Origin of the sequence: Bacillus sp. CHD6a (genome assembly GCF_001293645.1) — a bacterium.
Lineage (GTDB): Bacteria > Bacillota > Bacilli > Bacillales > Bacillaceae_I > Sutcliffiella_A.
Map to the genome: position 1 here is coordinate 187,146 of NZ_LBMD01000011.1, position 23,573 is coordinate 210,718.

At 38.5% G+C, this 23,573-nt stretch carries 25 protein-coding genes and 1 pseudogene; 23 read left to right on the plus strand and 3 right to left on the minus strand.

Annotated elements, in window-relative coordinates; translation table 11 throughout:
- Window positions 1-123 precede the first annotated feature (123 nt).
- Together AAV98_RS10845 and AAV98_RS10850 are read left to right on the plus strand one after the other, a co-directional pair.
- The gene (locus AAV98_RS10845) at window positions 124-309 is read left to right on the plus strand and encodes an H-type small acid-soluble spore protein (RefSeq protein WP_060665580.1); all 186 of its coding nucleotides are present in this window, start codon (window positions 124-126) and stop codon (window positions 307-309) included.
- Window positions 310-486: 177 nt separating this feature from the next.
- The gene (locus AAV98_RS10850; protein ID WP_060665581.1) at window positions 487-672 is read left to right on the plus strand and encodes a hypothetical protein; all 186 of its coding nucleotides are present in this window, start codon (window positions 487-489) and stop codon (window positions 670-672) included.
- Window positions 673-724: 52 nt separating this feature from the next.
- Here AAV98_RS10850 and AAV98_RS10855 read toward each other — a convergent pair whose 3' ends face one another.
- On the minus strand, window positions 725-1,885 hold the full coding sequence (locus tag AAV98_RS10855) for a dicarboxylate/amino acid:cation symporter (RefSeq protein WP_060665582.1): 1,161 nt from the start codon (window positions 1,883-1,885) through the stop codon (window positions 725-727).
- 461 nt (window positions 1,886-2,346) lie between these two features.
- Between AAV98_RS10855 and AAV98_RS10860 the strand changes: the two genes are divergently transcribed.
- From AAV98_RS10860 to AAV98_RS10920, 12 genes are all read left to right on the plus strand, one after another.
- The gene (locus AAV98_RS10860) at window positions 2,347-2,544 is read left to right on the plus strand and encodes a cold-shock protein (RefSeq protein WP_060665583.1); all 198 of its coding nucleotides are present in this window, start codon (window positions 2,347-2,349) and stop codon (window positions 2,542-2,544) included.
- Between the two features lie 835 nt (window positions 2,545-3,379).
- Complete coding sequence (locus AAV98_RS10865; RefSeq protein ID WP_060665584.1) at window positions 3,380-4,156, plus strand: SDR family oxidoreductase; 777 nt, start codon at window positions 3,380-3,382, stop codon at window positions 4,154-4,156.
- 31 nt (window positions 4,157-4,187) lie between these two features.
- On the plus strand, window positions 4,188-4,622 hold the full coding sequence (locus AAV98_RS10870; protein ID WP_231687736.1) for a hypothetical protein: 435 nt from the start codon (window positions 4,188-4,190) through the stop codon (window positions 4,620-4,622).
- Window positions 4,615-5,649 carry an alpha/beta fold hydrolase gene (locus AAV98_RS10875; RefSeq protein ID WP_060665586.1) on the plus strand — a complete coding sequence of 345 codons (1,035 nt, stop codon included), beginning with the start codon at window positions 4,615-4,617 and terminating at the stop codon, window positions 5,647-5,649. Before AAV98_RS10870 ends, AAV98_RS10875 begins: the two co-directional genes overlap by 8 nt.
- 594 nt (window positions 5,650-6,243) lie before the next feature.
- Entirely contained in the window at window positions 6,244-7,911 is a 1,668-nt protein-coding gene (locus AAV98_RS10880) for a GAF domain-containing sensor histidine kinase (protein WP_060665587.1), read from the plus strand.
- Between the two features lie 28 nt (window positions 7,912-7,939).
- Window positions 7,940-8,677 carry a LytR/AlgR family response regulator transcription factor gene (locus tag AAV98_RS10885; protein WP_060665588.1) on the plus strand — a complete coding sequence of 246 codons (738 nt, stop codon included), beginning with the start codon at window positions 7,940-7,942 and terminating at the stop codon, window positions 8,675-8,677.
- Window positions 8,678-9,071: 394 nt separating this feature from the next.
- Window positions 9,072-9,209, plus strand: a complete 138-nt coding sequence (gene sda, locus AAV98_RS10895; RefSeq protein WP_060665590.1) for a sporulation histidine kinase inhibitor Sda — start codon at window positions 9,072-9,074, stop codon at window positions 9,207-9,209.
- An 87-nt stretch (window positions 9,210-9,296) separates the two neighbouring features.
- Window positions 9,297-9,602, plus strand: a complete 306-nt coding sequence (locus AAV98_RS10900; RefSeq protein WP_060665591.1) for an antibiotic biosynthesis monooxygenase family protein — start codon at window positions 9,297-9,299, stop codon at window positions 9,600-9,602.
- Window positions 9,599-10,012 carry a hypothetical protein gene (locus AAV98_RS10905; protein WP_060665592.1) on the plus strand — a complete coding sequence of 138 codons (414 nt, stop codon included), beginning with the start codon at window positions 9,599-9,601 and terminating at the stop codon, window positions 10,010-10,012. The genes AAV98_RS10900 and AAV98_RS10905 overlap by 4 nt, the downstream gene beginning before the upstream one ends.
- Before the next feature lie 124 nt (window positions 10,013-10,136).
- Complete coding sequence (locus AAV98_RS10910) at window positions 10,137-10,436, plus strand: DUF3817 domain-containing protein (protein WP_060665593.1); 300 nt, start codon at window positions 10,137-10,139, stop codon at window positions 10,434-10,436.
- 289 nt (window positions 10,437-10,725) lie between these two features.
- Window positions 10,726-11,796, plus strand: a complete 1,071-nt coding sequence (locus AAV98_RS10915) for a metallophosphoesterase (RefSeq protein WP_060665620.1) — start codon at window positions 10,726-10,728, stop codon at window positions 11,794-11,796.
- A 3-nt stretch (window positions 11,797-11,799) separates the two neighbouring features.
- The gene (locus AAV98_RS10920) at window positions 11,800-13,242 is read left to right on the plus strand and encodes a DEAD/DEAH box helicase (RefSeq protein ID WP_060665594.1); all 1,443 of its coding nucleotides are present in this window, start codon (window positions 11,800-11,802) and stop codon (window positions 13,240-13,242) included.
- Window positions 13,243-13,289: 47 nt separating this feature from the next.
- On the opposite strand, the gene AAV98_RS10925 is transcribed toward AAV98_RS10920, so the two are convergent.
- Window positions 13,290-14,684 (minus strand): YjiH family protein, encoded by a 1,395-nt coding sequence (locus AAV98_RS10925; protein WP_082380867.1) that lies wholly within the window; start codon window positions 14,682-14,684, stop codon window positions 13,290-13,292.
- 170 nt (window positions 14,685-14,854) lie between these two features.
- On the opposite strand from AAV98_RS10925, the pseudogene AAV98_RS10930 reads away from it, so the two are divergent.
- Together AAV98_RS10930 and AAV98_RS10935 are read left to right on the plus strand one after the other, a co-directional pair.
- Window positions 14,855-16,414, plus strand: a pseudogene (locus AAV98_RS10930) (multicopper oxidase family protein).
- 24 nt (window positions 16,415-16,438) lie between these two features.
- Entirely contained in the window at window positions 16,439-16,987 is a 549-nt protein-coding gene (locus AAV98_RS10935; protein WP_060665595.1) for a DUF6944 family repetitive protein, read from the plus strand.
- A gap of 38 nt (window positions 16,988-17,025) precedes the next feature.
- Here AAV98_RS10935 and AAV98_RS10940 read toward each other — a convergent pair whose 3' ends face one another.
- Complete coding sequence (locus AAV98_RS10940) at window positions 17,026-18,000, minus strand: S8 family peptidase (RefSeq protein ID WP_060665596.1); 975 nt, start codon at window positions 17,998-18,000, stop codon at window positions 17,026-17,028.
- A 245-nt stretch (window positions 18,001-18,245) separates the two neighbouring features.
- Between AAV98_RS10940 and AAV98_RS10945 the strand changes: the two genes are divergently transcribed.
- The 7 genes from AAV98_RS10945 (at window position 18,246) to AAV98_RS10975 (ending at window position 23,550) form a co-directional block, all read left to right on the plus strand.
- The gene (locus AAV98_RS10945) at window positions 18,246-19,076 is read left to right on the plus strand and encodes an exosporium glycoprotein BclB-related protein (RefSeq protein WP_060665597.1); all 831 of its coding nucleotides are present in this window, start codon (window positions 18,246-18,248) and stop codon (window positions 19,074-19,076) included.
- A 153-nt stretch (window positions 19,077-19,229) separates the two neighbouring features.
- A complete protein-coding gene (locus tag AAV98_RS10950) occupies window positions 19,230-19,577 on the plus strand; it encodes a lmo0954 family membrane protein (RefSeq protein ID WP_060665598.1) in 348 nt (115 codons plus the stop codon).
- A gap of 22 nt (window positions 19,578-19,599) precedes the next feature.
- Window positions 19,600-20,253: a PspA/IM30 family protein gene (locus AAV98_RS10955; protein ID WP_060665599.1), complete on the plus strand. Its 654-nt coding sequence runs from the start codon at window positions 19,600-19,602 to the stop codon at window positions 20,251-20,253.
- Window positions 20,254-20,524: 271 nt separating this feature from the next.
- Window positions 20,525-21,250 carry a cell wall-active antibiotics response protein LiaF gene (gene liaF, locus AAV98_RS10960; protein WP_060665600.1) on the plus strand — a complete coding sequence of 242 codons (726 nt, stop codon included), beginning with the start codon at window positions 20,525-20,527 and terminating at the stop codon, window positions 21,248-21,250.
- On the plus strand, window positions 21,247-22,290 hold the full coding sequence (locus AAV98_RS10965; RefSeq protein ID WP_060665601.1) for a sensor histidine kinase: 1,044 nt from the start codon (window positions 21,247-21,249) through the stop codon (window positions 22,288-22,290). The genes liaF and AAV98_RS10965 overlap by 4 nt, the downstream gene beginning before the upstream one ends.
- A 6-nt stretch (window positions 22,291-22,296) precedes the next feature.
- Window positions 22,297-22,929 carry a response regulator transcription factor gene (locus tag AAV98_RS10970; RefSeq protein ID WP_060665602.1) on the plus strand — a complete coding sequence of 211 codons (633 nt, stop codon included), beginning with the start codon at window positions 22,297-22,299 and terminating at the stop codon, window positions 22,927-22,929.
- 381 nt (window positions 22,930-23,310) lie between these two features.
- Window positions 23,311-23,550, plus strand: a complete 240-nt coding sequence (locus tag AAV98_RS10975) for a glutaredoxin family protein (protein WP_060665603.1) — start codon at window positions 23,311-23,313, stop codon at window positions 23,548-23,550.
- Window positions 23,551-23,573 lie beyond the last annotated feature (23 nt).

Here is a 23,573-nt window from a genome sequence, read left to right on the forward strand (position 1 = left end):
CCTCTTGTTTCATTGTTGACAATTTACCTTTAAACTTAAACTTCAAAGGGATAAAATGGCTTATTTTTGGAAAAATAAGTGTGAATGACATAATGAATGAATAATGTTTAGGGAGTGACGAGAATGGATGAAGCACGTGCAAGACAAATACTTTCCTCTTCCGCAACAATAGACGTGACTTTTGAAGGGACAAAAGTATGGATTGATTCCGTAAGTGAGGATGGAAAAACTGCAACAGTTCATCTTCGTGGGCCGGGAGAAGAGCGTACACAAGTTGCCGTTTCCGACTTAATAGAATTAGGAGAATAACTAGATGGGACTCAAATTTGAGTCTCTTTTTTTAATTAATTGAAAGCATATAATGCGGAAATCAACAGCGGCTGATAAACCAGTACTACTTGTTTTTATTTATGAATGTGCTTGCTTTTGTTTGTTGTAATTAGAAGAAGGGTATTTATCTACTATCAATATGTGAGGTGATAGGAAATGACTTCTTTTAATGAAACAGCGATTATTTCTTATGTGAAATCGAGGATTGAGGAGTATTGCACGGAAATGGAGACTACTACTCCAGGAGAGATCCAACATGACATAATCCTTGGTAAAATAGAAGCGTATAACGAATTCTTAGAGCATTTTGGCTACGATAGAGTCGCTTGTGCGATAAGATAATACAAAAAAAGGTGGAATCCAATAGAAAAATTGGGTACCACCTTTTTATAGTTTACTTAGACGATGTAAGTCTATCAACAGAATTTGCAATGGCTCCGTCACCAGTTACATTACATGCAGTACCAAAACTGTCTTGGGCAAGATAAAGAGCAATCATTAAGGATACCATTGTGGCATCAAACCCAAGCATGGACTGTAATAACCCGATAGCTGCCATCACAGCTCCACCAGGCACGCCAGGAGCAGCAATCATGGTTACACCAAGCATCATAATGAATGGGAGTACAATGATTAGAGAGTAATCCATTCCATTAATGAACATAATGGCCATTGCGCATGAAACAATTGTGATTGTACTACCTGATAGATGTATATTTGCAAGCAATGGGACAGTAAAATCAGCTGTCTTCTCCCTTACTCCCATCTTCTTCGTTCGCTCAAGGGTAACTGGAATTGTTGATGCAGATGATTGTGTACCAAGTGCGGTAAAGTAAGCAGCCATCATGGATTTGAGCATTAAAAATGGATTCTTTCGTGTCATAGCACCACTTACGGAGTATTGAAGGATTAACATCGTTACATGCAATAAGATAATCAATACAAATACTTTTGCAAACACATTAATAATGGTTTGAACTTGTCCACCGTAAGTCATGTTTGCAAAAATACCTAAAATATGGATCGGTAAAAGTGGAATGATCACTTTCGAAATGACAAGTTCAATAATACTTCTAAACTCTATCATGACAGTCTTTAACCCTTCCCCTTTAATTGCTGACATACCTAAACCAAGTGTGAATGCGATAATTAGTGCTGTCATCACCTCAAATGGTGCTGGTATTTCCAGTTCTAAGAAAGGTTTTAATAATGCTTCCTCTGGATTTTCCATTGTTCCTGTCAGGCTTGCGTTCTTTAATATACTAGGATATAACGTACTAGCAGCAAAATAGGCCAAGATGCCTGCTGCTATGGTAGAAAGATAAGCAATGGAAGCAGTCAGACCAAGAAGTTTACCTGCTCCTTTTCCAATTTCTCCAATTCCTGGAGCAATAAATGCAATGATAATTAATGGAATTGCAAATCCTAAAAAGTTTCCGAATATCTCGTTAAACGTAACAAATAGCTTAACGAACCATTCAGGTGCAAAACTGCCAATAGTCACTCCTAGTAATATGGCAAGAATTATTCTTGGTAAAAGTCCGAATTTCATCATGATGCCCAATGTCCTCCCTGTAAATACAATTGTCTATTTTGTGATATCATATTATCTTACAAAAACAAATAGAAAAAGAAAAGTACTAAGTGTTATATTTTATAAAAAGTATTTTCCAGTGAACGCTTCCTTCATATTTGTATTAGGGATAGAAAGAAAATTTTCAGGAAAATAGGTTTATAAAAAGTTGAATAATGGGTACACTACTACAGAAAATCACCATCGATGCAGCAAATCTTGTATGTCTTCACCCGTAACAAAGTACACTTTTCTAATGGAAGTTACTAGCAAAACCAAATAAAACTTGATTTTTTGATACATAACCTCTATGATTAAGTTAATTGTTTTTGTTCGGTAAGGCTGATAGAAGGAATTTACTTCAATGTTTTTCGTCTTGAAAGATTATGCAGAGCAAGAATGGTAATACAATTGTGGACTGTTCCACTGTAGGAGGAAACATAATGTTAGAAGGTAAAGTAAAATGGTTCAACGCTGAAAAAGGTTTCGGATTCATCGAAGTTGAAGGACAAGACGATGTATTCGTACACTTCTCTGCTATCCAAGGCGAAGGTTTCAAATCTTTAGAAGAAGGTCAAACAGTAACTTTCGAAATCGAGCAAGGCGCTCGTGGACCTCAAGCAACTAACGTTCAAAAGTAATTTTGACATAAGTTGAGAAAAAGGCTCTCCATCTGGAGAGTCTTTTTTTTATGCCTTTTTTAAAATAAGAGAGGAAAAACTGGTTGATTTCCGTTCCAGGCGCTTCGCTTGCCTGCGGGCGGTCCGTGAGCCTCCTCGGCTCCGCCGAAGCCACTGAAAAACTGATAACGTAAAGTTTTTATTGATTCCTAGCTGGTGATTGGAGCAAAAGGCGAAGACTACTGAGGGAGCTAGCCCTAGGTGGAGACCCCGCAGGCGTAGCCGAGGAGGCTCCACCAGGGCCCCTAGGAAAGCGAAGCCATTTGCGGAAATCAACAGCGGTGTATATGAAAATACTATAATTAAGACTTTTTCAGTGGCTTCGCTCCGCCTGTGGAGTCTCACCTGTCCCTTCCTCCCCCGGGCGTCTGCGCGCCTTCCACTACAATCAACAAGGTGCCTTCATTTACCTAAGGGTTTTCGAAGAGTTTTGCCGTGTTAACTGAAAAAGCACTAACGTTTTGGTCTCGTAATTTATAGCTGTTGATTGGAGCAAAAGGCGAAGACTCCAGCGGGGGAGAAACGGTAGTTTGAGACCCCACAGCGCAGCGAGGAGGCTCAAACACCGTCCCGCGGAAAGCGAAGCCATTTGCGGAAATCAACAGCGGAGCATAACCAAGCAACAAAAAAGGAACTGGGGGCCCGTTTTTTTACTTTTAATAGATATTGTATTTTCCGCCTCCACCATTTTATCATTTTATACACATCTTGAATAGTTCTCTACTATACTATATGGAATCTATTAAATGTTACTAGACTGAAAAAGGAAACTAGCAAACAAAGAGGGGGACACATTATGGACGTAAATGATTTGTTCAATTTAAAAAACAAAACGGCAATTGTGACTGGTGGAGGAAAAGGACTCGGGGCACAAATGGCAAATGCCCTTGCTGAGGCGGGTGCGAACGTTGTTGTGTGTTCGCGTGATTTAACATCCTGCCAAAAAGTAAGTGAGACCTTGAAACAAAAAGGTGTGATGTCACTAGCATATGCCTGTGATGTAACAAAAGAGGAAGAAATTCAACATGTAATGGAGGAAACGGTAAGACACTTTGGAACGTTGGACATCCTTGTAAACAACAGTGGAACGTCTTGGATGGCGCCGACATTAGACTTGGCAGCTGACAAATGGGATAAAGTGATGAATGTCAATTTAAGGGGATTATTTTTATTCAGTCAAAAAGCTGCAAGGGTCATGCAAAAGCAAGGTAACGGAAAAATAATTAATATTGCCTCTGTATCAGGAATGGGTGGAACAGACCCTAAACTAATGGATACCATTGCTTACAACACAAGTAAAGGAGGGGTTATAACATTTACAAAAGACCTTGCTGTAAAACTTGCTCCTTATAACATACAAGTAAATGCGATTGCACCAGGCATGTTTCCTACTAAAATTACCGAAAAAATAATAGAACACTCTGCTCCAATGATAAAAGAACAAATACCTGCCAAACGTTTTGGTAGCGATCATGATTTAAAGGGGGCTGCTGTTTTCTTATCCTCTCGTGCATCGGATTACTGTGTGGGACACATTTTGGTCGTAGATGGAGGGATGACCTCCTTAATATAAAGTGGAATTGGAAAGAAAGGGTGAACCAACCATGTTGCATTCAAACAATAAAAAAGATGAAAGGAACAAAAAGATAAAAGTTAAAGGATTAATAATGGAAAACAAATGGAATGAAGCAATAAAGGCTGAGCTGAACAAAGAGTCGGTTTTCCGCATTGTTGGCCTAGAAAGCGAGTTAGAAGCAGATAAATTACGGAAGATGAGGGAACAGGTAGAAGTGCTTTCGTTGAAATATAATTTTCCTACTAAAAATGATGTTGCCAATATCGCTAAGCTTCTAATCCAAATAGAAGAAAAGATTGATCGCCTTGAGGTACAGTTACAGGAAGAGACTACCCCGATGGGACAACATCAAGAAAAGAAAAAAGTGAAAGTAATTTTAGAAGATATAGTTGAACGGCATGCAATAATATCTTCCTTACTTGGCTTCGACGATAAGATTATCCGTAGTGATCAACATGAGTGACTTCCAGTTGGATGCATGGAAAAAGGAAATGACTCATTACAATGAAACACCATTCAAGGATGGAGTAACGGACAGACAAGCGATTTGGAGAAAGAACAAAGCCACTCTCTGGTATTACAAAACGCCTTCAAAAAAATATAATGTGCCTATTTTTATCATTTATTCTCTGATTAATCAGCCCTTTATCTTAGATATGATGTCAGGTGGAAGCACGATTGAAGCGTTAGTTAATAAAGGGTTTGATGTCTATATGATTGACTTTGGCAAGCCGGGATTAGAGGATAGGGACATGACCGTAGATGACTACATTACAGCGTATATTCAAGCGGGAGTAAGAGTGGCAATTAAACATTCCTCCGCAAAAGAGGTGACCATTATGGGGTATTGCCTTGGTGGTACGCTTGCAGCTATGTATGCATCTATAGCAAAGGAACCAATAAAGAATCTTGTACTGTTTGTGACTCCAGTTGAATTCAGCAACCCTGCTTATTTTGATAAATGGGTAAAAGCAATGAGAGAAGAAAATATCAACAGCACTCGTTTTATCGATGAACTCGGAATTATTCCAGCCTCCTATGTTGAGGCAGGTATACGTTTGGTGACATCGCCAATTTATTTTACTCCTTACTTATCTCTTTTGCTAAATAGGGATGATGAAGCCTATGTTAAGAAGTGGCACCGTTTTAATACATGGACGAAAGGACATATTCCTTTAACAAGTGGTGTTGCTAAGCAAATCATCGAAGATTTTTCAAAGGGAAATAAATTTATTAATAACAAGAGTAAAATAAATGGCCAACAAGCCAAACTATCAACTATTCAAGCAAATCTATTAGTAGTAGGGACAGAAGGAGACAGGCTTGTACCGCTTGATCATATTTTACCTATAATGAATGAAGTGGCAAGTGTTGATAAAACAGCACACATATTAAAAGGCGGGCACACAGGGACTTCTGTTAGAAATGGTAGACTCCCGGAATATCTGGATAGTTGGTTGCGTAAGAGGTCAGACCCGCTACATTTATAAAATGGGAGGGATAGACAAATGTATGTTTTACATGAGAATAAAAAATGGGACATAAATCCCTATATAGAATACATGGGAATTGGAGCAACTGTTTTTATGCAATTTCTTATAGATTTAAAAGAAAGCTAGTAGGGGAGCCTTTTGCTTCTCTCTTTTTTATTGAAAAAGATTACAAGCTCGGTAAATATTGTTAAGTTTTTATAAGAGAAACATTATATTAATAAAAGATATCTTATTATTATGTAATTATCAAAAAGCAGAAAAAAGCTTATGAGATAAGGATATATTGGCTTGAAATGAGCGGAAAAGCTACATGAAAAGTGCTATTTTGAGTGGTTGTTCAATAGTGTTTAGATGTAAAATAGCTAAGCATACATAATGAATATAAGAAATATTTAGGTTCAAATAATTGATTATAAAAGATATAATGCATATAGTACAAGTATTAATGTGCTATTTCTTTATAGAAAATACAGGCATGTGTGGTTATGACTACCACCTACCTTTAAACTTTCTTATTTGGGGTAAGTCATGGTAATAATATGTTTCTTTTATGATTTGGTGTACATCCTTTAATAAGAAAAGATAAGGAGGTTGGAGATAATCGGAGTAAATAGTTTAATACAACATGAACGTAAATCTTTTCATGCAACGAAGGGGTTTGTCCATTTTGATTCTGACCTCAAAGTCAGTACTATGGATGATGGGGCAATGGATTTACTTGGACTTAGGCACTCGAAACATTTGGTAACTGGGAAGCTACTCTCGGATCTACTGAATAAAGATGCATATAATATATTACTTAAATATACATACAGTGTAATACAAGAAGGTATTTTCGTCCAACACGAAATAAAACTTTCTGAAAATCCTGTTCAGTGGTATAAGGTGATTATCTTTCCTATTGATGCACATCACTTTTCCATGCTCTTTTTAGAAATGACAAGGCAGAAAGAGTTGGAAGCAGCATTTAGCAAACAGACTGATAACCTTAACGTTTTATATGAATCTGCTGCCATGTTGACCTCAATTAAGGATCCGAAAGAACTGCTAGATTCCCTTTTTCATAAACTATCAGAAGTCTTGGACCTTGATATTTATATTAATTTTAGCTGGAACAAGGAACAGAATTGCCTTGTATTAACAAACCATCATGGAATATGCAAAGAAGAAGTGGGAACTTTCAGGTTTCTTGAAAAAGGAACATCTGTGAGTGGTTCGGTTGCAAAAAATAAAAAAAGATTGGTTTTTGAGCATGTGGATAAGTGTGAGGATAAGCTGCTGGATTTCATTCGTCCGTTAGGAATTAAAGCATATGTATGTGAACCCTTGCTATCATTTGGAGAGCTTGTTGGTACCATTTCCTTCGGTTCTAAGAAACGTTCTTTTTTTACATCAGAAGAACTTGATTTGATTCATTCAATTTGTTATCAGGTAACCATCGTTTTAGATCGTATGACAAAAGTGGACGAGTTGACGCAAAACACAGAAACATTGGAAGTGGCAAATCTGCATCTTAAAGAAAATGAGAAGAAGTTACGGCTTATTATTGAAAGAAATGAAGCAGAGAGAGAAAGTAAAACCAAAACGAACTTCCTGGCTATGATCAGTCATGAGTTGAGGACGCCATTAAATTCTATTATTGGATACAGTCAAGTTTTAGAAAATGATCAAAAAGATCCCCTCACAGACAAGCAAAAATCTAGACTGGCCAAGATTTTGAGTTCCAGCAGGCACCTACTGCAGCTAATCAACAACATTTTAGAGCTAATCAGAATTGATACAAAACCTGAAACAATTAAAACAAATGTAAAATCAGTTTATATAAAAGATGCTATTTGCGAAAGTTTGCTCTCCGTAAGCAACAATGCAAAAGAAAAAGGGATATCTCTTCACATCGAGAAAGATGTGGAAGATATCCCCATTGAAATTGATCCCATACGTTTTCAACAAGTCATGGTCAACTTATTAAATAATGCCATTAAATACAATAAAAAGACCGGTACTGTCACCCTTTATTGGAGGGTAGACGGGAGATATTTAGCGATCTTTGTTAAAGATACAGGAATTGGTATCCCTCAAAGACACCAAGAGAATATCTTTGAACCATTTTACAGAGTAAATCACGCTATACCTGGAATTGAGGGGACAGGCATTGGTTTAACTCTTGTAAAGCAGAATGTTTCAGAAATGAAAGGGACCGTCGGCGTTTCAAGTATAGAGGGAACAGGGAGTACCTTCTGGGTAAAGGTACCGATATAAAACATCGAAAGAAAGGGGTTTTCTTCGATTGAAACAAATAAATGTAGTCATTGTGGATGACAATCAAGATTCTCTTGAAATACTGAATTTTTTTCTTGAAGAACTAAAGGAATTTCAAATAGTTGATACATGTCAAAGTGGAGAACAATTGATTGATAGCGTCATGAAACACAAAGTGGATCTTGTTATTGCAGACATAAACATGCCCGAAAAAAGCGGCTTGGATGCAATAAAAGAATGCCTTGTGTTTTCCCCTAGTTTAAAGTTCATATTTGTAACAGGTTTTAATGAATTTGCAGTAGAGGCATTTGCCATTTCTGCTGTTGACTATATTGTAAAGCCTATTGAGAAAATCAGATTATACAAAGCTTTAGAGCGTGCAAAAGCTCATTTGCTTACTGATTTGGCGGATACAGATCAAAAAAACCTTAACAAGAGGTTATCTGTTCGTTCCAATAGTTCTTTCTATTATATACCTTTTGAGGATATCATTTTCATTGAAAAGTCAGGGAAGAAATGCATCATTTATACAACCAACCAAGCTATTGAAACCTATGAAAATATTAGTGATATTTATAAACAATTGGACCAAAATTTTTACCGGACTCATCGATCTTATATTGTGAACCTCAGGATGCTTTCACATATCACACCTAAAAATGAAACATATTTTGCCTATTTTAGTAATCATGAGAAGTATGCTCACATTTCCAAGTTGAAAATAAATGAAGTTCAAGAGCTATTGGCTCAAATCACACAGCCTTAAGGTTTTAGAGTATCGTGGTTTGAGTTTTCTTTTTTACATACTTCGTTTTTCATAAAAATTCCAATAAGGGTTCTTAAATGTAGAGTCTCTACGGTTGAAATGGCAAAGTAGTGCACCGAAAAGCATTAATGAAATGCTCAAAAGTATAAGAGGAATTGGACAAAAGGGAATATGTTTCGTTAGAATGCTAGATAAAGATATCTTATACATGAATCTAAATGACAAATCCTTTTACTTCACATATATTAATCGGAATTTTAAAAAGATGATGACGAGCTATCTTATTTAAATTAAACACAAACATACCTTGCTAGGGTTAATCGAATCGTTTTGAAAATTAAATAAGTGGCATACATCAAATACTTAGAATAACCGTTATATGGGAGGGATTTAAATGGATTTGTTAAGTAATGAATCCTTGATGGAAGTTTATGAAGCAGCGATAACGAATGACTTGAATGAAGAGTTCTTGAAGCTGATTCTTGATGAAATGAAGCGGAGAAAAATAGATATACCAGTAGCGAATCGATAGAGATAAATAGCAGAACACAAAAGGAGATGTGATGATCGTAGTCAGCATCTTTTTTCTGTATGAATACATCAAAAGGAGACACTTACTATGTACATTGTTCACTCCACTTTTATAGTGCCACCTGAAAAAGCAGATGAAGTTATTTCAATATATCACAACAGATCTAAAATAGTAGAACAGGCGAAAGGCTTTCAACGCTTTCTTCTTCTACAAAATGAAAATAAATCAGGGGAGCTTACTGTTTTCATGGAATGGGATTCCAAAGAAGACTTTGTCTCTTGGGTTACCAGTGAAGATTATAAAAGGATACATGAACTTGAAAAAAAGTACCCAGACCAAGAGCTTGCCTCCATTATACCAACCATTACAAAATTCAAGGTGGTGGCAACATGAACATACCCACGCAGTCTTCAACCGTCCAAAAAATTAAAGCAGATATAGGTAACTTAGACGTAGAGCGAATCGTAGAAAAAGTGGTGGTAACCATGTACAATGATTTTCCTTTTCTTGAAGAAAAGTTTGGGGAAAAAGGAAAAGAAAGAACCATTGAAGACAACTTTTATCACTTTTTGTATCTCAACACGGCCTACAAGCTAAATGATACTCAAACTTTCGTGGACTATGTGATGTGGCTTAATAGTGTTCTCGTAAGTAGAGGATTGAAAACCGATATGATCATCTATAACTTTGAAAAAATACAAGAAAATTTAACAGGAATGCTAGATAAGGAAACAGAAGAAAGCTTTATATCCTATCTAAATGAAGGCATACAGGCGCTTAAGGAATATAAGCAAGGTGAATAAGGGTGTGGAAGGGCACTGTCTTTAAAGTAAATTCACAGGATTGTCATGAGTATGAAGAAGAGGCACGTAAGAAGTGTTTTATAATAGAAGAAATTATGTTTAGAAAAAGGAAGGCTGATAGTTAATGACAAACACTACTATGGGTAAATTCCGATTGATGGGCTTAATAGAAGGCGGATCATTGCTTGTCCTTCTTTTTATAGCGATGCCTTTGAAATATGGGTTTGACATCCCGCAAGCAGTAAGTGTCGTTGGAGCTTTACATGGCTTTTTGTTCATCACTTATGTCCTTTTTATTGCATACATCACATTAAAGATAAGATGGTCCCTAAAGTGGGCTGCAGGTGCTGTAGCTGTTGCTTTCATTCCATTTGGGAATATCGTTTTTGACAATTATCTAAAGAAGGCTTCTTTTGTAAACTGACTCCTCTCGATGGGGGGTCAGTTTTTTCTGTTAGGAGTACATGATGGTGAATGTCAGTGATAGTAATATATGGGGATGAATAGCACGAAGCGAAGTGGAAGAGATGGACTGTCTAATAGGAGGGTTCTATATTAGCCCAAAGCGAAAGGAATACTTGTCATTTCCCTTCTTCCATCATTCTTCGCTATAATGAGTTGAATAGATTTACTGTACTAAAGGAGTAGTTGTTTTCGTGAATGTTGGTAGGATAGTATCGTTCGTCGCGTTTTTTTCTATATATAATATTTTGATGTTTTATCTTGGGTGGAACGGCTTAGTCTGGTTAAAAGCGATATTCTCGTTTCAATATGAAGCTGTATATTGGTTAGCGATCACCATTTTCTCTTATGCCTATATTCTCGGCAGGTTGGTAAAGCCGCTCTCCTGGTTATCGACCATTGGTTCATTATGGTTTGGATATATTCAGTTTGGACTTGTTTTATTTCCCGTAGCTAATCTTGTTGTTTGGGTCCTTAACTTAACGGGAGTTCCAATGCAGACTTCCATAGTTATGGTTGGGTCCGCAACAGCTTTCATGATGGCTATTATTTTCATTACTGGCCTCTACAATGCCTACAGCCCAGTAGTCAGAAAGTATGAGGTGACCATAGCGAAAAAATCCGAAATGAAAAAAATTCATTTAGCGGTTGCCTCTGACATGCATTTCGGTAGGTTATCAGGCGTCGCCCATGCCAAAAGGCTTGTAAAAATGATAAATGGCATCAAGCCGGATATCATTCTTCTTCCTGGTGATATTATAGATGACGAGCCCGAACATTTTCAAAAAAAGAATATGGGGGCTATCATGAAACAACTCCATGCACCGCTAGGTATATTTGGGGTTCTAGGTAACCATGAATACTATGGAAGAGAGATTCCTCAGTTTTTAAAAGAGATGGAAAAGGTTGATATTCGTATTTTAATGGACGAGGTTATTCGAGTTGGAGACAGTTTTTATTTATTAGGCAGAAAAGATAAAACAGACTCAAGAAGAAAGTCGTTCCAACAACTGGTAAACGATAATGATATAGATGTTTCCTTGCCCTTAATAGCAATGGATCATCAGCCTGCAGAGCTGAAAGAAGCGCAAGAAAGTGGGATAGATCTCATCGTATCGGGTCATACCCATAGAGGTCAAATGATGCCAAACCACCTTATTACCAAAATGCTGTTTGAGTTGGATTGGGGTTACTTGAAAAAAGGCCAGTTACATGCATTTGTTTCCTCTGGCTTTGGTTTCTGGGGTCCGCCACTTAGAATTGGCAGCAGGTCGGAAATATTGGAAATTGTCGTAGAATTTGTAGATAGAGAAGGGTATTAACGAATGAATAAAACTTTTCAGCAATTTAATCTAGGAGAAGACATAGTCAAGGCATTAAGTAGTCTTAACTATATAAAACCAACAAAGGTTCAAGAAGAAGTGATACCGAAAGCACTAGAGAAGATGGATATCATCGTACAGTCACAAACAGGAAGCGGAAAAACAGCTGCTTTTGCCGTCCCACTTTGTGAGCTGGTCCACTGGGAAGAGAATAAGCCACAGGCCTTGGTATTGACTCCAACCAGAGAACTTGCAGCCCAGGTGAAGGACGATATAACAAACATAGGGCGATATAAGCGAGTTAAGGCAACCGCTATCTATGGAAAACAATCTTTTCAAAGGCAAAAAATAGAATTGAAGCAAAAGTCACATATAGTGGTTGGTACACCTGGACGGGTGCTGGATCATCTTGAAAAAGGTACGCTTGAAGTGAATAGACTCAAATATCTTGTCATTGATGAAGCAGACGAAATGTTGAACATGGGCTTTATTGATCAAGTAGAAGCAATTATTCAAAAGCTACCCAATAATAGGATAACGATGTTATTTTCAGCTACCTTGCCGGAAGATATAAAACAACTATCGGATCAATATATGACAGAACCTGCATTTGTTGAAATTAAAACAAGTGGTTTGACGACAAATCGAATAGAGCATGTATGGTATGAGGTGGAGGAAGGGGAGAAATTTCTTTTTCTCAAAGACATCACCGTAGTGGAAAACCCTGATAGCTGTATCGTTTTCTGCGCTACGCAAGAAGAAGTGGAGAGAGTTCACCATAAACTTCATCGTAGCGGTTATCGTAGCGGAAAGTTGCATGGTGCCATGGTGCAGGAAGACCGATTTGCAGTAATGAATGCTTTCAAACGGGGAGAATTCCGATATCTGATTGCAACGGATGTGGCATCAAGAGGTATTGATATTGAAGATATAAGTTTAGTCATTAATTATGATGTTCCTTCCGACAAAGAACGATATGTACATCGTATCGGACGGACAGCAAGAGCTGGAAAAACTGGTAAAGCCATTACACTAGTTTCATATGACGAAAATTATCTCTTAGACGAAATAGAGAATTATATTGGCATGAAGATTTTAAAAGGTGAATTTCTAAATAAAGATACTGTAACCAGAGCTGAACATTCTTTTTTAGAGAAGATGAAGAGTAAACCAACAAAGAAAGAAGAAAAAGGCGCAAAATTAGAGAGAAATATTATGAAACTCTATTTTAATGGCGGCAAGAGAAAGAAAATTAGAGCGGTGGACTTCGTAGGAACCATTTGTCAGATAGATGGTATGACACCAGAAGATATAGGAATTATATCTATTCAGGAGAATCAGACGTATGTGGATATCTTAAATGGAAAGGGACCTATAGTTTTAAAAGAAATGAAAAACCGCACCGTCAAAGGCAAACAATTGAAAGTGCATGAGGCACGAAACTAATAAAGCTCGCCAATTCCATTTGTGGATTTGGCGAGCTTTTATTTTTACTAGAAAAAGAACAAATGAGCCATTAGTGCTGCAACAGGCAATGTAATAATGGTTCTTTGCAAAAAGATGATGAACAGCTCCAAAATGGATAGAGGGATTTTTGATTTTATTAAAAGGATTCCAATCTCCGACATGTAAATCAACTGAGTTAATGACATAACGGCAATAACAAATCTTGTAAGCTCAGACTCTATACCACTTCCAATAACTGCTGGAAGAAACATATCAGCAAAACCTACGATCATGGCTGGTGCAGCTGCCTGAGCTTCTGGAATTTGCAACAGTTGAAGAAACGGTATGAATGGATAAGATAGAATGTTGAAGACTTCCGTAAATTCTGCCACCATCAAGGCAATTGTTCCTAAAGCCATAACAAGTGGAATCAGTGCCATCCAAATATCTACAACATTATAAATCCCTTTCTTTACAATTTGCTTTATGCTCTTTACTTGCCCCGCTTTTTCTACGGCCTGCTGCAGTCCCCATTGAAAGCTCGTCACTCCTTTTGGAACATTCTCATCGATTTTTTGGCCAACAGGCTCGTAATATGTATCTTTTTTACGGGAAAGTGGTGGAATTCTTGGGCATATAACTGCTGCAATGATTCCAGTAACAACTACTGTAAAGTAGAAAGGTACAAACATATGATCAATTCCAATAAACTTGGCTATTACAAGACTAAAAGCAATGGAAGCAATGGAAAAGTTGGTCGCTACGACAGCTGCTTCCCTTTTCGTATAATAGCCAGATTCGTATTGTTGTGTGGTTAACAACACCCCGACAGTCCCACTTCCCATCCAAGAAGCCATTGCATCGATTGAAGATCGACCAGGTAGTTTGAAGAGAGGCTGCATTACTTTTCTAACCAACGTACCGATAAAGTCCATTAAACCGAACTCTAACAAAAGTGGCATGAAGAGACTTGCAAATAAAAACCATACAGTTAGAACTGGGATAAGGTCATATAACACAATGCCGCCTGTAAATTCGGATGTAACCATTTCAGGACCAATTTTTGTTAACGTCATAACAGCGAATGCCGCACCTAATACGCGCAGTGCAAGCCATATACCTCCTACGTTCAATAAGGAGTCTAAAAAGCTATTCTTTTTTATGGATGGCAGGTGAATAAACTTCACTATCAAACTGCTAAAAGCAGAAACAACTAATACGGCTGCCATGAAGGAAGGAATAAAACCACCAAAAGTGGTCAAAACCAAATCAGCCATAATTCCAAGACCGATGGTTACATTTCCGTTGAATGAAACTGGAATTAAGAAAAGTAGAATACCAATTAAAGAAGGAATGGCAAATTTTAAGATCTGTAAAGGTAAATAGGTTGGGGCATCTGTTTGTTTGGAATAGGCAGTTCGTTTGGCAGATTGAGTACTCATACGTTTTGTCTCCTTTTTTGTTACTAGAATAATAGAATATAATATCAATAAAAATAACACTTTACGTATAATTATACAACCTTATCTTTTCAATCAGGGTTCTTTTCGGATATTCATTGGTTTCGTCGAATATGTTAAAGCATGGATAAGTGAAAGGAGGGATTGATTGCATGGTGTTTAGAAACCAGAAGCAAACAACTAATAACTTAACCAAATATAAGGACGCGCTCCCAGTTCCACCAGTTTTAAATCACCTATATAAAGGGGAGGGCTATACGTATTAAGAGGTGTGTATGAAGGAATGCAAGGTGAGGGTGCATAGTGAACTGCCCGAAACAATTATGTGGGGGTATGAAGGGATATTCCCAGGACCAACCATTCAAGTGGAGAGTGGTGAAAGGGTGTATATCAAGTGGAAGAATCAATTGCCATCTGTGCATCTTTTGCCAATAGATTTTACCGTCCATGGTGCGCACCATGATGTCCCTGAGGTAAGAACAGTAGTTCACGTGCACGGTGCGGTAGTAGAACCGGAGAGTGATGGGTACCCTGATGCCTGGTTTACCAATGGATATCAACAAGTAGGAGAGAAGTTTGTAAAACAAGTCTATCAATATGACAACTATATGAATGCTTGTACCCTTTGGTACCATGACCATGCAATTGGTATTACCAGACTAAACATATATGCAGGTCTCGCCGGCTTCTTTTTGGTGAAAAGTAAAAGAGAACTATCATTGAATTTGCCAGAAGGGGAATATGATATTCCATTATTGATACAGGACAGGACATTTAATCAAGATGGATCGTTATATTATCCCAAACAGCCAGAAGAACCGGTGCCAGACCTTGTAACGTCCATTGTGCCTGAATTTTTCGGGGAAACAATATTGGTTAATGGAAAAGTATGGCCGTATTTGGAGGTGGAACCAAGAAAATATCGATTTAGGGTGCTGAACGGCTCAAACAGTAGATTTTATAAATTAGAACTTGATAGAGATCAGCTTATGTTTCAGATAGGTACAGATAGGGGGTTATTGCCTCAACCGATCGGAATAAAGGAGATTATTCTAGCGCCTGCTGAAAGGGCGGATATAATCATTGATTTCTCTAATTTGGAAGGGAGGAAAATTTCATTAATAAATAGAGCACCTGCTCCTTTTCCAAGTGGTGAGGCTAAAAATGAGGTAAGGGATGTTATGCAGTTCAGGGTGATCTCAAAAGCTGTGTATATTGATACTAGCAGCATTCCTGCAGAGTTGGAACAACTTCCTGTTTTGTCTGAGAATAGTGTTGTAAGAAAAAGGTATTTAACGCTTGATCACTTGAGGGATAAGTATGGAAGAGAACTCATGTTACTAGATAATAAAGGGTGGGATGCATCAATAGCTGAAAAACCTAAACTTGGGACAACTGAAATTTGGTATCTTATAAACCTTACACCTGATACTCACCCCATCCATATTCATCTAATAGATTTCCAGATACTTGACAGACGTGAGTTTAATGTAGAGAAATACAACAATGAAAAAGTAGTAGAATACCTAGGGCCTAGTATTTTACCAGAGCCACAAGAAAGGGGGAGAAAGGACACAGTAAGGGCAAATCCCAATGAGGTTACAAGATTAATCATGCAATTTGGTCCTTATTCAGGACTTTATGTATGGCACTGTCATATGTTAGAACATGAAGATTATGAAATGATGCGGCCGTATATAGTGATAAGGTAACCGAGAAGATAGGCGGAATATTTGATGGGAGAAAATACGAAACAATTTATTGGTGTCTGGACTCAGGCATTAGGTACGGTAATTACAGCGATTGGCAGTACCCCGACCTTCCCCATCAATGAGCAGGGGAGAACAGGGTTAAGTTTGGTAGGGAATGTCCTTCAAGCAGGAGGAAACGGTCTTGAAGCAGACTCACAAGAAGAACTGACTTACGGAAAATTAGGGAATATCATTCAAGCAACAGGTAATTTGTCCGTCAGCACAGGTTTGGTCATTGATTTTGAGGGAGAGACAGAAGAAAGGCTTGTCATTAGTGGAGACTTCATACAAGCATTGGGGGCGATAACTGCATTAGGCAGTGCCAGCCAACCATACATGGTAGTTGGTAATTTCCTTCAAGCGATTGGGAACTCTATTCAAGCGGTAGGAGGTAGTCGAGAGTTAAGAGGGGAAACAACAGATTCTAAGCAAAATGAGCAAAGTAATGAAGCTGTCATTGCACTAGGAAGCTGGTTGCAAGCACTTGGTACCATCATTCTTGCACTTGGTTTGACATATGAACGGATAGAATAATCCCCCGATATCTTCCATATCGGGGGATTAGATATTAATTAAACGCCGATGCTTTCGGCTATATTTGACTGCCTTAAATAATCTGCCAAAAGTTGAGGAGTTGTTAAATAGACAAGCCCATTGCCTTCTAAGCTTTTAGGATAGCCGAGGGGAATGGTTCTTTTTATTAGTTGTGCATATAGTTCCGCCTCGGTGAGTGTTCGGCTGAATTCCTTTTCCGAAAGCTTTTTAATAAGAGCGAGCGCTCCCGCGACATGTGGGGCTGACATGGAAGTACCACTGAATACGGCATATCTTCCTCCTGGGATGGTAGAGATTATTTTTTCGCCAGGTGCTACAAGATCAATTTCGTTATTCGAGTTAGTAAAATAAGAGGATTTACGTTGAAGATTAATAGAACCGACAGAAATCACTTCCTGGTAAGCAGCTGGATAGGAAAATTCTTGTGTATAATGATTACCATCCCCTTCATTACCGGCTGCGCAAACGACGAGGATGTTATGGTCGATGGCTGCTTTTATAGAATCGTGAAGTTCTGGGACATCAATTGGACCACCAAGTGACATGGATATAACATCTACATTTTGGGTAACAGCGTAGTTTATTGCGTTAATTATCCATTCATATTCTCCTGAACCGTTTTTACCGCCAAGAGCTTTAAGGATTAGTAGTTTTGCTTCAGGAGCTACTCCAACTACACCAGAACCAGGGTTTATCGCAGCTATGGTCCCTGCAACATGTGTGCCATGACCGTTATAATCATTGAAGTTCTCTGAATCTCCATTATCATCCTCTGTGAAGTTCTTCCCTCCTATGATCCTTCCTTCAAGATCAGGATGCTGTACATCACATCCAGTATCAATAACCGCAACGACGATTCCCTCTCCTTTATAACCATTTTGCCAAATGGCTGGTGCTTGAATTAATTCAACGCCTTCTGGAATTTGTTGGGTCTCAAATAACTGGTTTTCCAATTTGTAAGGAATTAAATGAACTAATTTTTCTTTTTGCATACAAAAACGCCTCCTAATCATTATTTTCATACAAATGTGAAAAAGAAAGAAGGTGTTGCGTGTTGCAGTATTACTTTCTGAAGATTCTATCAATAAAACTACTATTAAGCAAGTGATTAACAGCCTAAAAATTAACCATTATAAAAAATACATATTTAGGAATTTTTAGACCAAGATACCAACCAGTCTAAAGGAGAGTAGAATGATACAGTCATTTGGAAAAAAAAGAAAGAGGAGGAATTTAATTGGGATTATATTCAGAAAGAAGCTGTTCAAGATACAATGTCCCAGCAACTATAAACGTTACTTGTACCAGTACTAGTACGAGTACAAACGGTAGTGGAACAGGTGGAAATGTAGGGGAGGGGGCTGTTGTTGGGCCTCGAGGACCTCAAGGAGAGCCAGGGCCATCTGGGCCACAAGGGTTAGCAGGTCCAGCCGGACCATCAGGACCACAAGGGGTAGCCGGACCAGCGGGACCTGAAGGGCCAGCTGGTATTCAAGGCCCTACTGGTGCAGCAGGACCAGCCGGACCAGCCGGACCAGAGGGACCAGCAGGGGTTGATGGTCAAAGCGCTATCCTTCCATACTCTTCTGGAACACCAGTGGCACTGGCTACAGTAGCGGATGAATTCATTAGTACAGGTGCTACATTAGGATTTGGTACCTCTTTCGAACGCATTAACATAGCAGAAAATACTATTGATGTTTCAGGAGGAGGAGGAGTCCTCAACTTCGCATTTCCAATTCCAAGAGACACAACTATAACAGGTATTAGTGCCTACTTTACTACCACTGTTGAGGTATCACTAGAAACTCCTGTATCAGTAATTGCATCCCTCTTTAGTGCACCACCAAGAGAAACTGAGTTTACAGAAACAGCAGTTACAGTTACTTTGCAACCTGAGTTGGAAGGGGTAATAACAGTTGGAGAAGTGTTGACAGGAACTGTAACGGGATTATCAGAAACAATCCCAGCTGGTACAAGGCTTTTATTAGTTTTCTATACGGAATCAGAAACAGCCTTGGCATCGGTGGTTACAGGATTTGCGAGTGCAAGTTTAGCAATAAATTAAACTTTTGTGGGGCATAGTGCATTACTATGCCTTTCTTACATAGTCGGTCTTATCTCCACTAAGCCCCAAGTCTTAACACAAAATATGGCTGAAGCTCATTATACGAAACCTTTAACAAAGGTAAGATAAAGACATAGAAGGGAGGAACAACAAATGAAAAAATTTGGATTGTTTATGGTAGGTGTCATCGCATTCTTTGTTTTACTTGCAAACATTGGTCCACTTTTAGGGTTGGCCGTTAGTTTGGTCGTCACTTATTATGCGGTAAAAGAATTCTTAAAAACGGATTCTACTGGCACCAAAATTCTGTGGGGGATCATTGCTTTTATTGCCATCGCGTTTTCAATAGCAAATGTACCTGCCGTATTAGCAGTAGTTGCAGCATATATCTTATATGTTATTTATAAGAACTGGAACAAAGAGAAAGAAAACAACACCATCATTGAAGCTGGCGACCCGTTCACAAATTTCGAGAAACAGTGGAATTCATTGAACAAATAAATTAAAGGAGAGGAATGGTACCATGACTAACTTATTTTCAAGAATTAAACAGACGATTTCTGCAGATTTCCATGAGGTTTTGGATAAAAAGGAGCAGAAAAATCCGATTGCCATGTTGAATCAGTATTTACGTGATTGTGAAAAAGAAGTAGAAAAGGTTCGAATGCTAGTAGAACGACAGAATTTATTAAAAGAAGAATTTGTAAGGGAATATCAAGACGCAAGAAATCTAGCGGAAAAGCGAAAGTCCCAAGCGGGCATTGCCGAAAAGGCTGGAGAAACGAAACTGGAGGCATTTGCAAAACGCGAGCATCAACAATATGAGGAGCGCGCCAACAACTTAAAGCTTTCTTTAGAAAAGGTTTCGGCGGATTTGACATCTCTAGAGCAAAAATATGAAGAAATGAAGCACCGACTTAAGGATATGTATATTAAACGAATGGAATTAATGGGAAGGGAAAATGTTGCCCGGGCCACACATCGAATGAATCAGGTGGTGGATTCTAGCAAAGCAGAAGACTCCTTTACAAAATTTAATGAAATGGAAACCTACCTAGATCGTTTGGAGCACCAAGTAAATTTCGATTATCACCGCAATACTATTGATGCGCGTATTGCCCAGCTAGAAAAAGAAATTCCCCAAACAGAGGAGAAAACTCATTCTCTTTCACAATGAAAACTGCTATTCTAAAAAGGCGTACATTTGCGCCTTTTTAGGGTGTATAAAAATTTGCTGTTAAAGCATACTGTTGATTTTTTCAGCAACCTAGCTGTTGATTGGAGCAATAGGCGAAGACTCCTAAGGGAGATAGCGTTTAGGGGAGACCCCGCAGGCGTTTTTCCGAGGAGGCTCCCCAAACGCCCCTAGGAAAGCGAAGCCTAGTGCGTAAATCAACAACGGTGTTTAACAGAGCCAAAAATTTAAATGAAAAGGAGGGATAAGGCACATGTTGAACAAAATGAAATCGGATTATCTTAGTTTTATTATCGTAGTAGCAAGCTTCATTTTTCTGTTAGAAATTCTATTTTTCAATACGGGCCTTATTTTTTCTTTTTTGTTTTCAGGATTCCTAATGTATATAGGGAAGAAGAAATGGCATTGGTTAATAGGAAAGGCCCTATTTGTCATTGGGGCGTTGTCCATAACATTTACCGTATTTAATATGATGACCTTCAACTTTCTACTTTTGGCAACAGTGTTGTATTTCTTGTACAAATTCCTGCAAGCCAAAAAGCAGCCTGTAGAAATGCAGCCTTCTATAATACATCAACAGGAAGAACAGGTTGTTAGAAACGAGCAAAAGTGGTTCACTAACAAGCTGTTTGGAAGACAAAAGACACCTGAACATTCTTATACATGGGATGATGTGAGCATTCAATGTGGAATCAGTGATACTCAGATAGATTTGAGCTTTACCGTTCTGCCTAAAGGAGAAGCCATCATCTTTATTCGAAATGTAATAGGAAACATTCAAATAATGGTTCCCTATGAATTGGAACTTAGTATCGTTCACTCTGGCATGGTAGGTTCCATCAATATCCTAGAGCAAGAAGAGAAAAGTATCTTTAACCAGACTATTCATTACCAAACAGCTAATTATAGAGAAGCCACCCATAAAGTGAAAATTGTCACCTCAATCTTCGTTGGCAGTATAGAGGTGAAGAGAGTATGAGTACAATGCAAAGGCAAATTTTATGGGCAACTTGTATATCAATAATAAGCTTCCTAGTTATAGGCGCCATAACCTATTTCTTTTTTCCGGTAATCAGTCTAAAAGATCTTTGGATGCAAAAGGTAATGGATCTTCCATTCATCTTGTTTTTATTTATTGTCAGTCTTGGTTTGGGAATCCTCTTCGGCCTGTTTTTCGGGTTGTATTGGAAGAAGCAAATAAACACTGTTTATGAGGAGTTAAAAGCAGTGGAACAAGGGAGAAGCATGTGGGAAGTACCCAAAAGCAATGTCCAGGAGTTAGCTTTAATGGAAGAGGTCATATGGAAGTTACACATTCAGATACAGGAACAAGCAAAAATCTCCCAAAAGATTGCAAATGAAAAGGCGGAAAATCTGGAGATTAGGATACAGGAAATCGTTTCACAAGAGCGTAACAGGCTGGCAAGAGAGCTTCATGATTCAGTCAGTCAGCAGCTCTTTGCAGCCTCGATGCTAATGTCTGCTTTAACGGAAACGAGGGGAGAATCTGGTACTAGTAACAATGAAACCAAGCAACTAAGATTAGTGGAAGAGATGATTCACCAGTCTCAACTGGAGATGCGGGCTTTACTTCTTCATTTACGTCCAGTCGCATTAAAAGGAAAAACGTTGCAAGAAGGTGCAGAAGAGTTATTAGTAGAGCTTATCCAAAAAGTCCCAATGAGCATTACGTGGAAAATTGAACATTTTTCTATAGATAAAGGGGTGGAGGATCACTTATTTAGAATTCTCCAAGAGACACTATCCAACACATTAAGGCATTCCAAAGCTAAGGCTGTGGAGGTATTACTTATCCAAAGGGAGAACTTCATCATTCTACGAGTGGTGGATGACGGAATCGGCTTTAATGTCGAGCATGTTAGGGCAGGTTCCTATGGCTTGCAAAACATGCATGAACGTGCAGTTGAACTAGGCGGTTCTTTAAAAATAGTAAGTGTGGAAAAGGAAGGTACAAGACTGGAAGTGAAAGTTCCCAAATTGGACGTAGAGGAGGATTAAACCATAATGATTAGAGTATTATTTGTAGATGATCATGAAATGGTAAGGATTGGAGTTACAGCATATCTTTCCGCACAACCTGATATTGAAGTTGTAGCAGAAGCAGATGATGGATCTGTTGCAGTAGGACTCGCTATTGAACATAAACCAGATATTATATTAATGGATCTTGTAATGAAGGAAATGGATGGAATAGAAGCGACTAAAAGAATTATGGAACAATGGCCGGAAGCAAAAATTATCATCGTTACGAGCTTTCTGGACGATGAAAAAGTCTATCCAGCCCTTGAAGCGGGAGCGACCAGCTATATGCTAAAAACCTCCAAAGCAAGTGAAATTGCTAATGCAGTTCGGTCTACATATAAAGGGCAATCCATCTTGGAGCCAGAAGTTGCAGGGAAAATGATGCAGAAAATGCGCAGAAAGACCGAAATTCTTCCTCATGAGGAATTGACCAACAGAGAAATGGAAATCCTCCTTCTCATGACACAAGGAAAAACAAATCAAGAAATAGCGGATGAGCTGTTTATTGCACTTAAAACTGTGAAGGTACATGTAAGCAATGTCCTTGCAAAACTTCAGGTGCAGGACCGAACACAGGCAGTCATCTACGCATTTAAACACTCATTAGTAAACTAATGGGTGTTTTTTTAGGCAAGGAAGAATAGGCTTGCAAAGAAGCTGTAAGAATTTAAACACCACTGTTGATTTCCGCAAAAGGCTTCGCTTTCCTAGGGACTGACGTGAGCTTTCTCGGCTACGCCGAAGCGACAGAAAAAGACCTTAATTTTGAAATTTTACTAAACCCCGCTGTTGATTTCCGCAAAAGGCTTCGCTACGCCTGCGGGGTCTCCACCTAGCGCTATCTCCCTAAGGAGTCTTCGACTTTTGTGGAAAGGAACAGCGGCTATTTAAGCTAACTAATGTTTAACGCAATAAGAGGACCGATCGGTTTTTGCCTTGTGTTTTTTATGATACTATTAACAATAGAGACAAAATTCATCTTGGGAGGCTTCTTCAATGAACAAACAGCTTATCGTCTACTCAGCACCAGGCTGCAGGGATTGTGAATTGGTAAAGGAATTTCTAAAAGAAAATCAAGTATCTTTTGAAGTCAGAGATTTACTCGCAAACAGAGAATATCAAGAGGAAGTTGAGAAATTCGGATTTATGGGAATTCCAGTTACGGCGGTGGGGGACCAGGCGGTAAAAGGATTTAACCCAGGGGAACTAAATAGGCTGATAGATCTTGTAAAGTGAAGGTCGGAGCAAACAAAGGAGTA

Coding starts and splice junctions, on each gene's coding strand:
- AAV98_RS10845 (WP_060665580.1), top strand. CDS start 124: ATGGATGAAGCACGTGCAAGACAAATACTTTCCTCTTCCGCAACAATA.
- AAV98_RS10850 (WP_060665581.1), top strand. CDS start 487: ATGACTTCTTTTAATGAAACAGCGATTATTTCTTATGTGAAATCGAGG.
- AAV98_RS10855 (WP_060665582.1), bottom strand. CDS start 1,885: ATGATGAAATTCGGACTTTTACCAAGAATAATTCTTGCCATATTACTA.
- AAV98_RS10860 (WP_060665583.1), top strand. CDS start 2,347: ATGTTAGAAGGTAAAGTAAAATGGTTCAACGCTGAAAAAGGTTTCGGA.
- AAV98_RS10865 (WP_060665584.1), top strand. CDS start 3,380: ATGGACGTAAATGATTTGTTCAATTTAAAAAACAAAACGGCAATTGTG.
- AAV98_RS10870 (WP_231687736.1), top strand. CDS start 4,188: ATGTTGCATTCAAACAATAAAAAAGATGAAAGGAACAAAAAGATAAAA.
- AAV98_RS10875 (WP_060665586.1), top strand. CDS start 4,615: ATGAGTGACTTCCAGTTGGATGCATGGAAAAAGGAAATGACTCATTAC.
- sda (WP_060665590.1), top strand. CDS start 9,072: ATGGATTTGTTAAGTAATGAATCCTTGATGGAAGTTTATGAAGCAGCG.
- AAV98_RS10900 (WP_060665591.1), top strand. CDS start 9,297: ATGTACATTGTTCACTCCACTTTTATAGTGCCACCTGAAAAAGCAGAT.
- AAV98_RS10905 (WP_060665592.1), top strand. CDS start 9,599: ATGAACATACCCACGCAGTCTTCAACCGTCCAAAAAATTAAAGCAGAT.
- AAV98_RS10910 (WP_060665593.1), top strand. CDS start 10,137: ATGACAAACACTACTATGGGTAAATTCCGATTGATGGGCTTAATAGAA.
- AAV98_RS10915 (WP_060665620.1), top strand. CDS start 10,726: ATGTTTTATCTTGGGTGGAACGGCTTAGTCTGGTTAAAAGCGATATTC.
- AAV98_RS10920 (WP_060665594.1), top strand. CDS start 11,800: ATGAATAAAACTTTTCAGCAATTTAATCTAGGAGAAGACATAGTCAAG.
- AAV98_RS10925 (WP_082380867.1), bottom strand. CDS start 14,684: ATGAGTACTCAATCTGCCAAACGAACTGCCTATTCCAAACAAACAGAT.
- AAV98_RS10935 (WP_060665595.1), top strand. CDS start 16,439: ATGGGAGAAAATACGAAACAATTTATTGGTGTCTGGACTCAGGCATTA.
- AAV98_RS10940 (WP_060665596.1), bottom strand. CDS start 18,000: ATGCAAAAAGAAAAATTAGTTCATTTAATTCCTTACAAATTGGAAAAC.
- AAV98_RS10950 (WP_060665598.1), top strand. CDS start 19,230: ATGAAAAAATTTGGATTGTTTATGGTAGGTGTCATCGCATTCTTTGTT.
- AAV98_RS10955 (WP_060665599.1), top strand. CDS start 19,600: ATGACTAACTTATTTTCAAGAATTAAACAGACGATTTCTGCAGATTTC.
- liaF (WP_060665600.1), top strand. CDS start 20,525: ATGTTGAACAAAATGAAATCGGATTATCTTAGTTTTATTATCGTAGTA.
- AAV98_RS10965 (WP_060665601.1), top strand. CDS start 21,247: ATGAGTACAATGCAAAGGCAAATTTTATGGGCAACTTGTATATCAATA.
- AAV98_RS10970 (WP_060665602.1), top strand. CDS start 22,297: ATGATTAGAGTATTATTTGTAGATGATCATGAAATGGTAAGGATTGGA.
- AAV98_RS10975 (WP_060665603.1), top strand. CDS start 23,311: ATGAACAAACAGCTTATCGTCTACTCAGCACCAGGCTGCAGGGATTGT.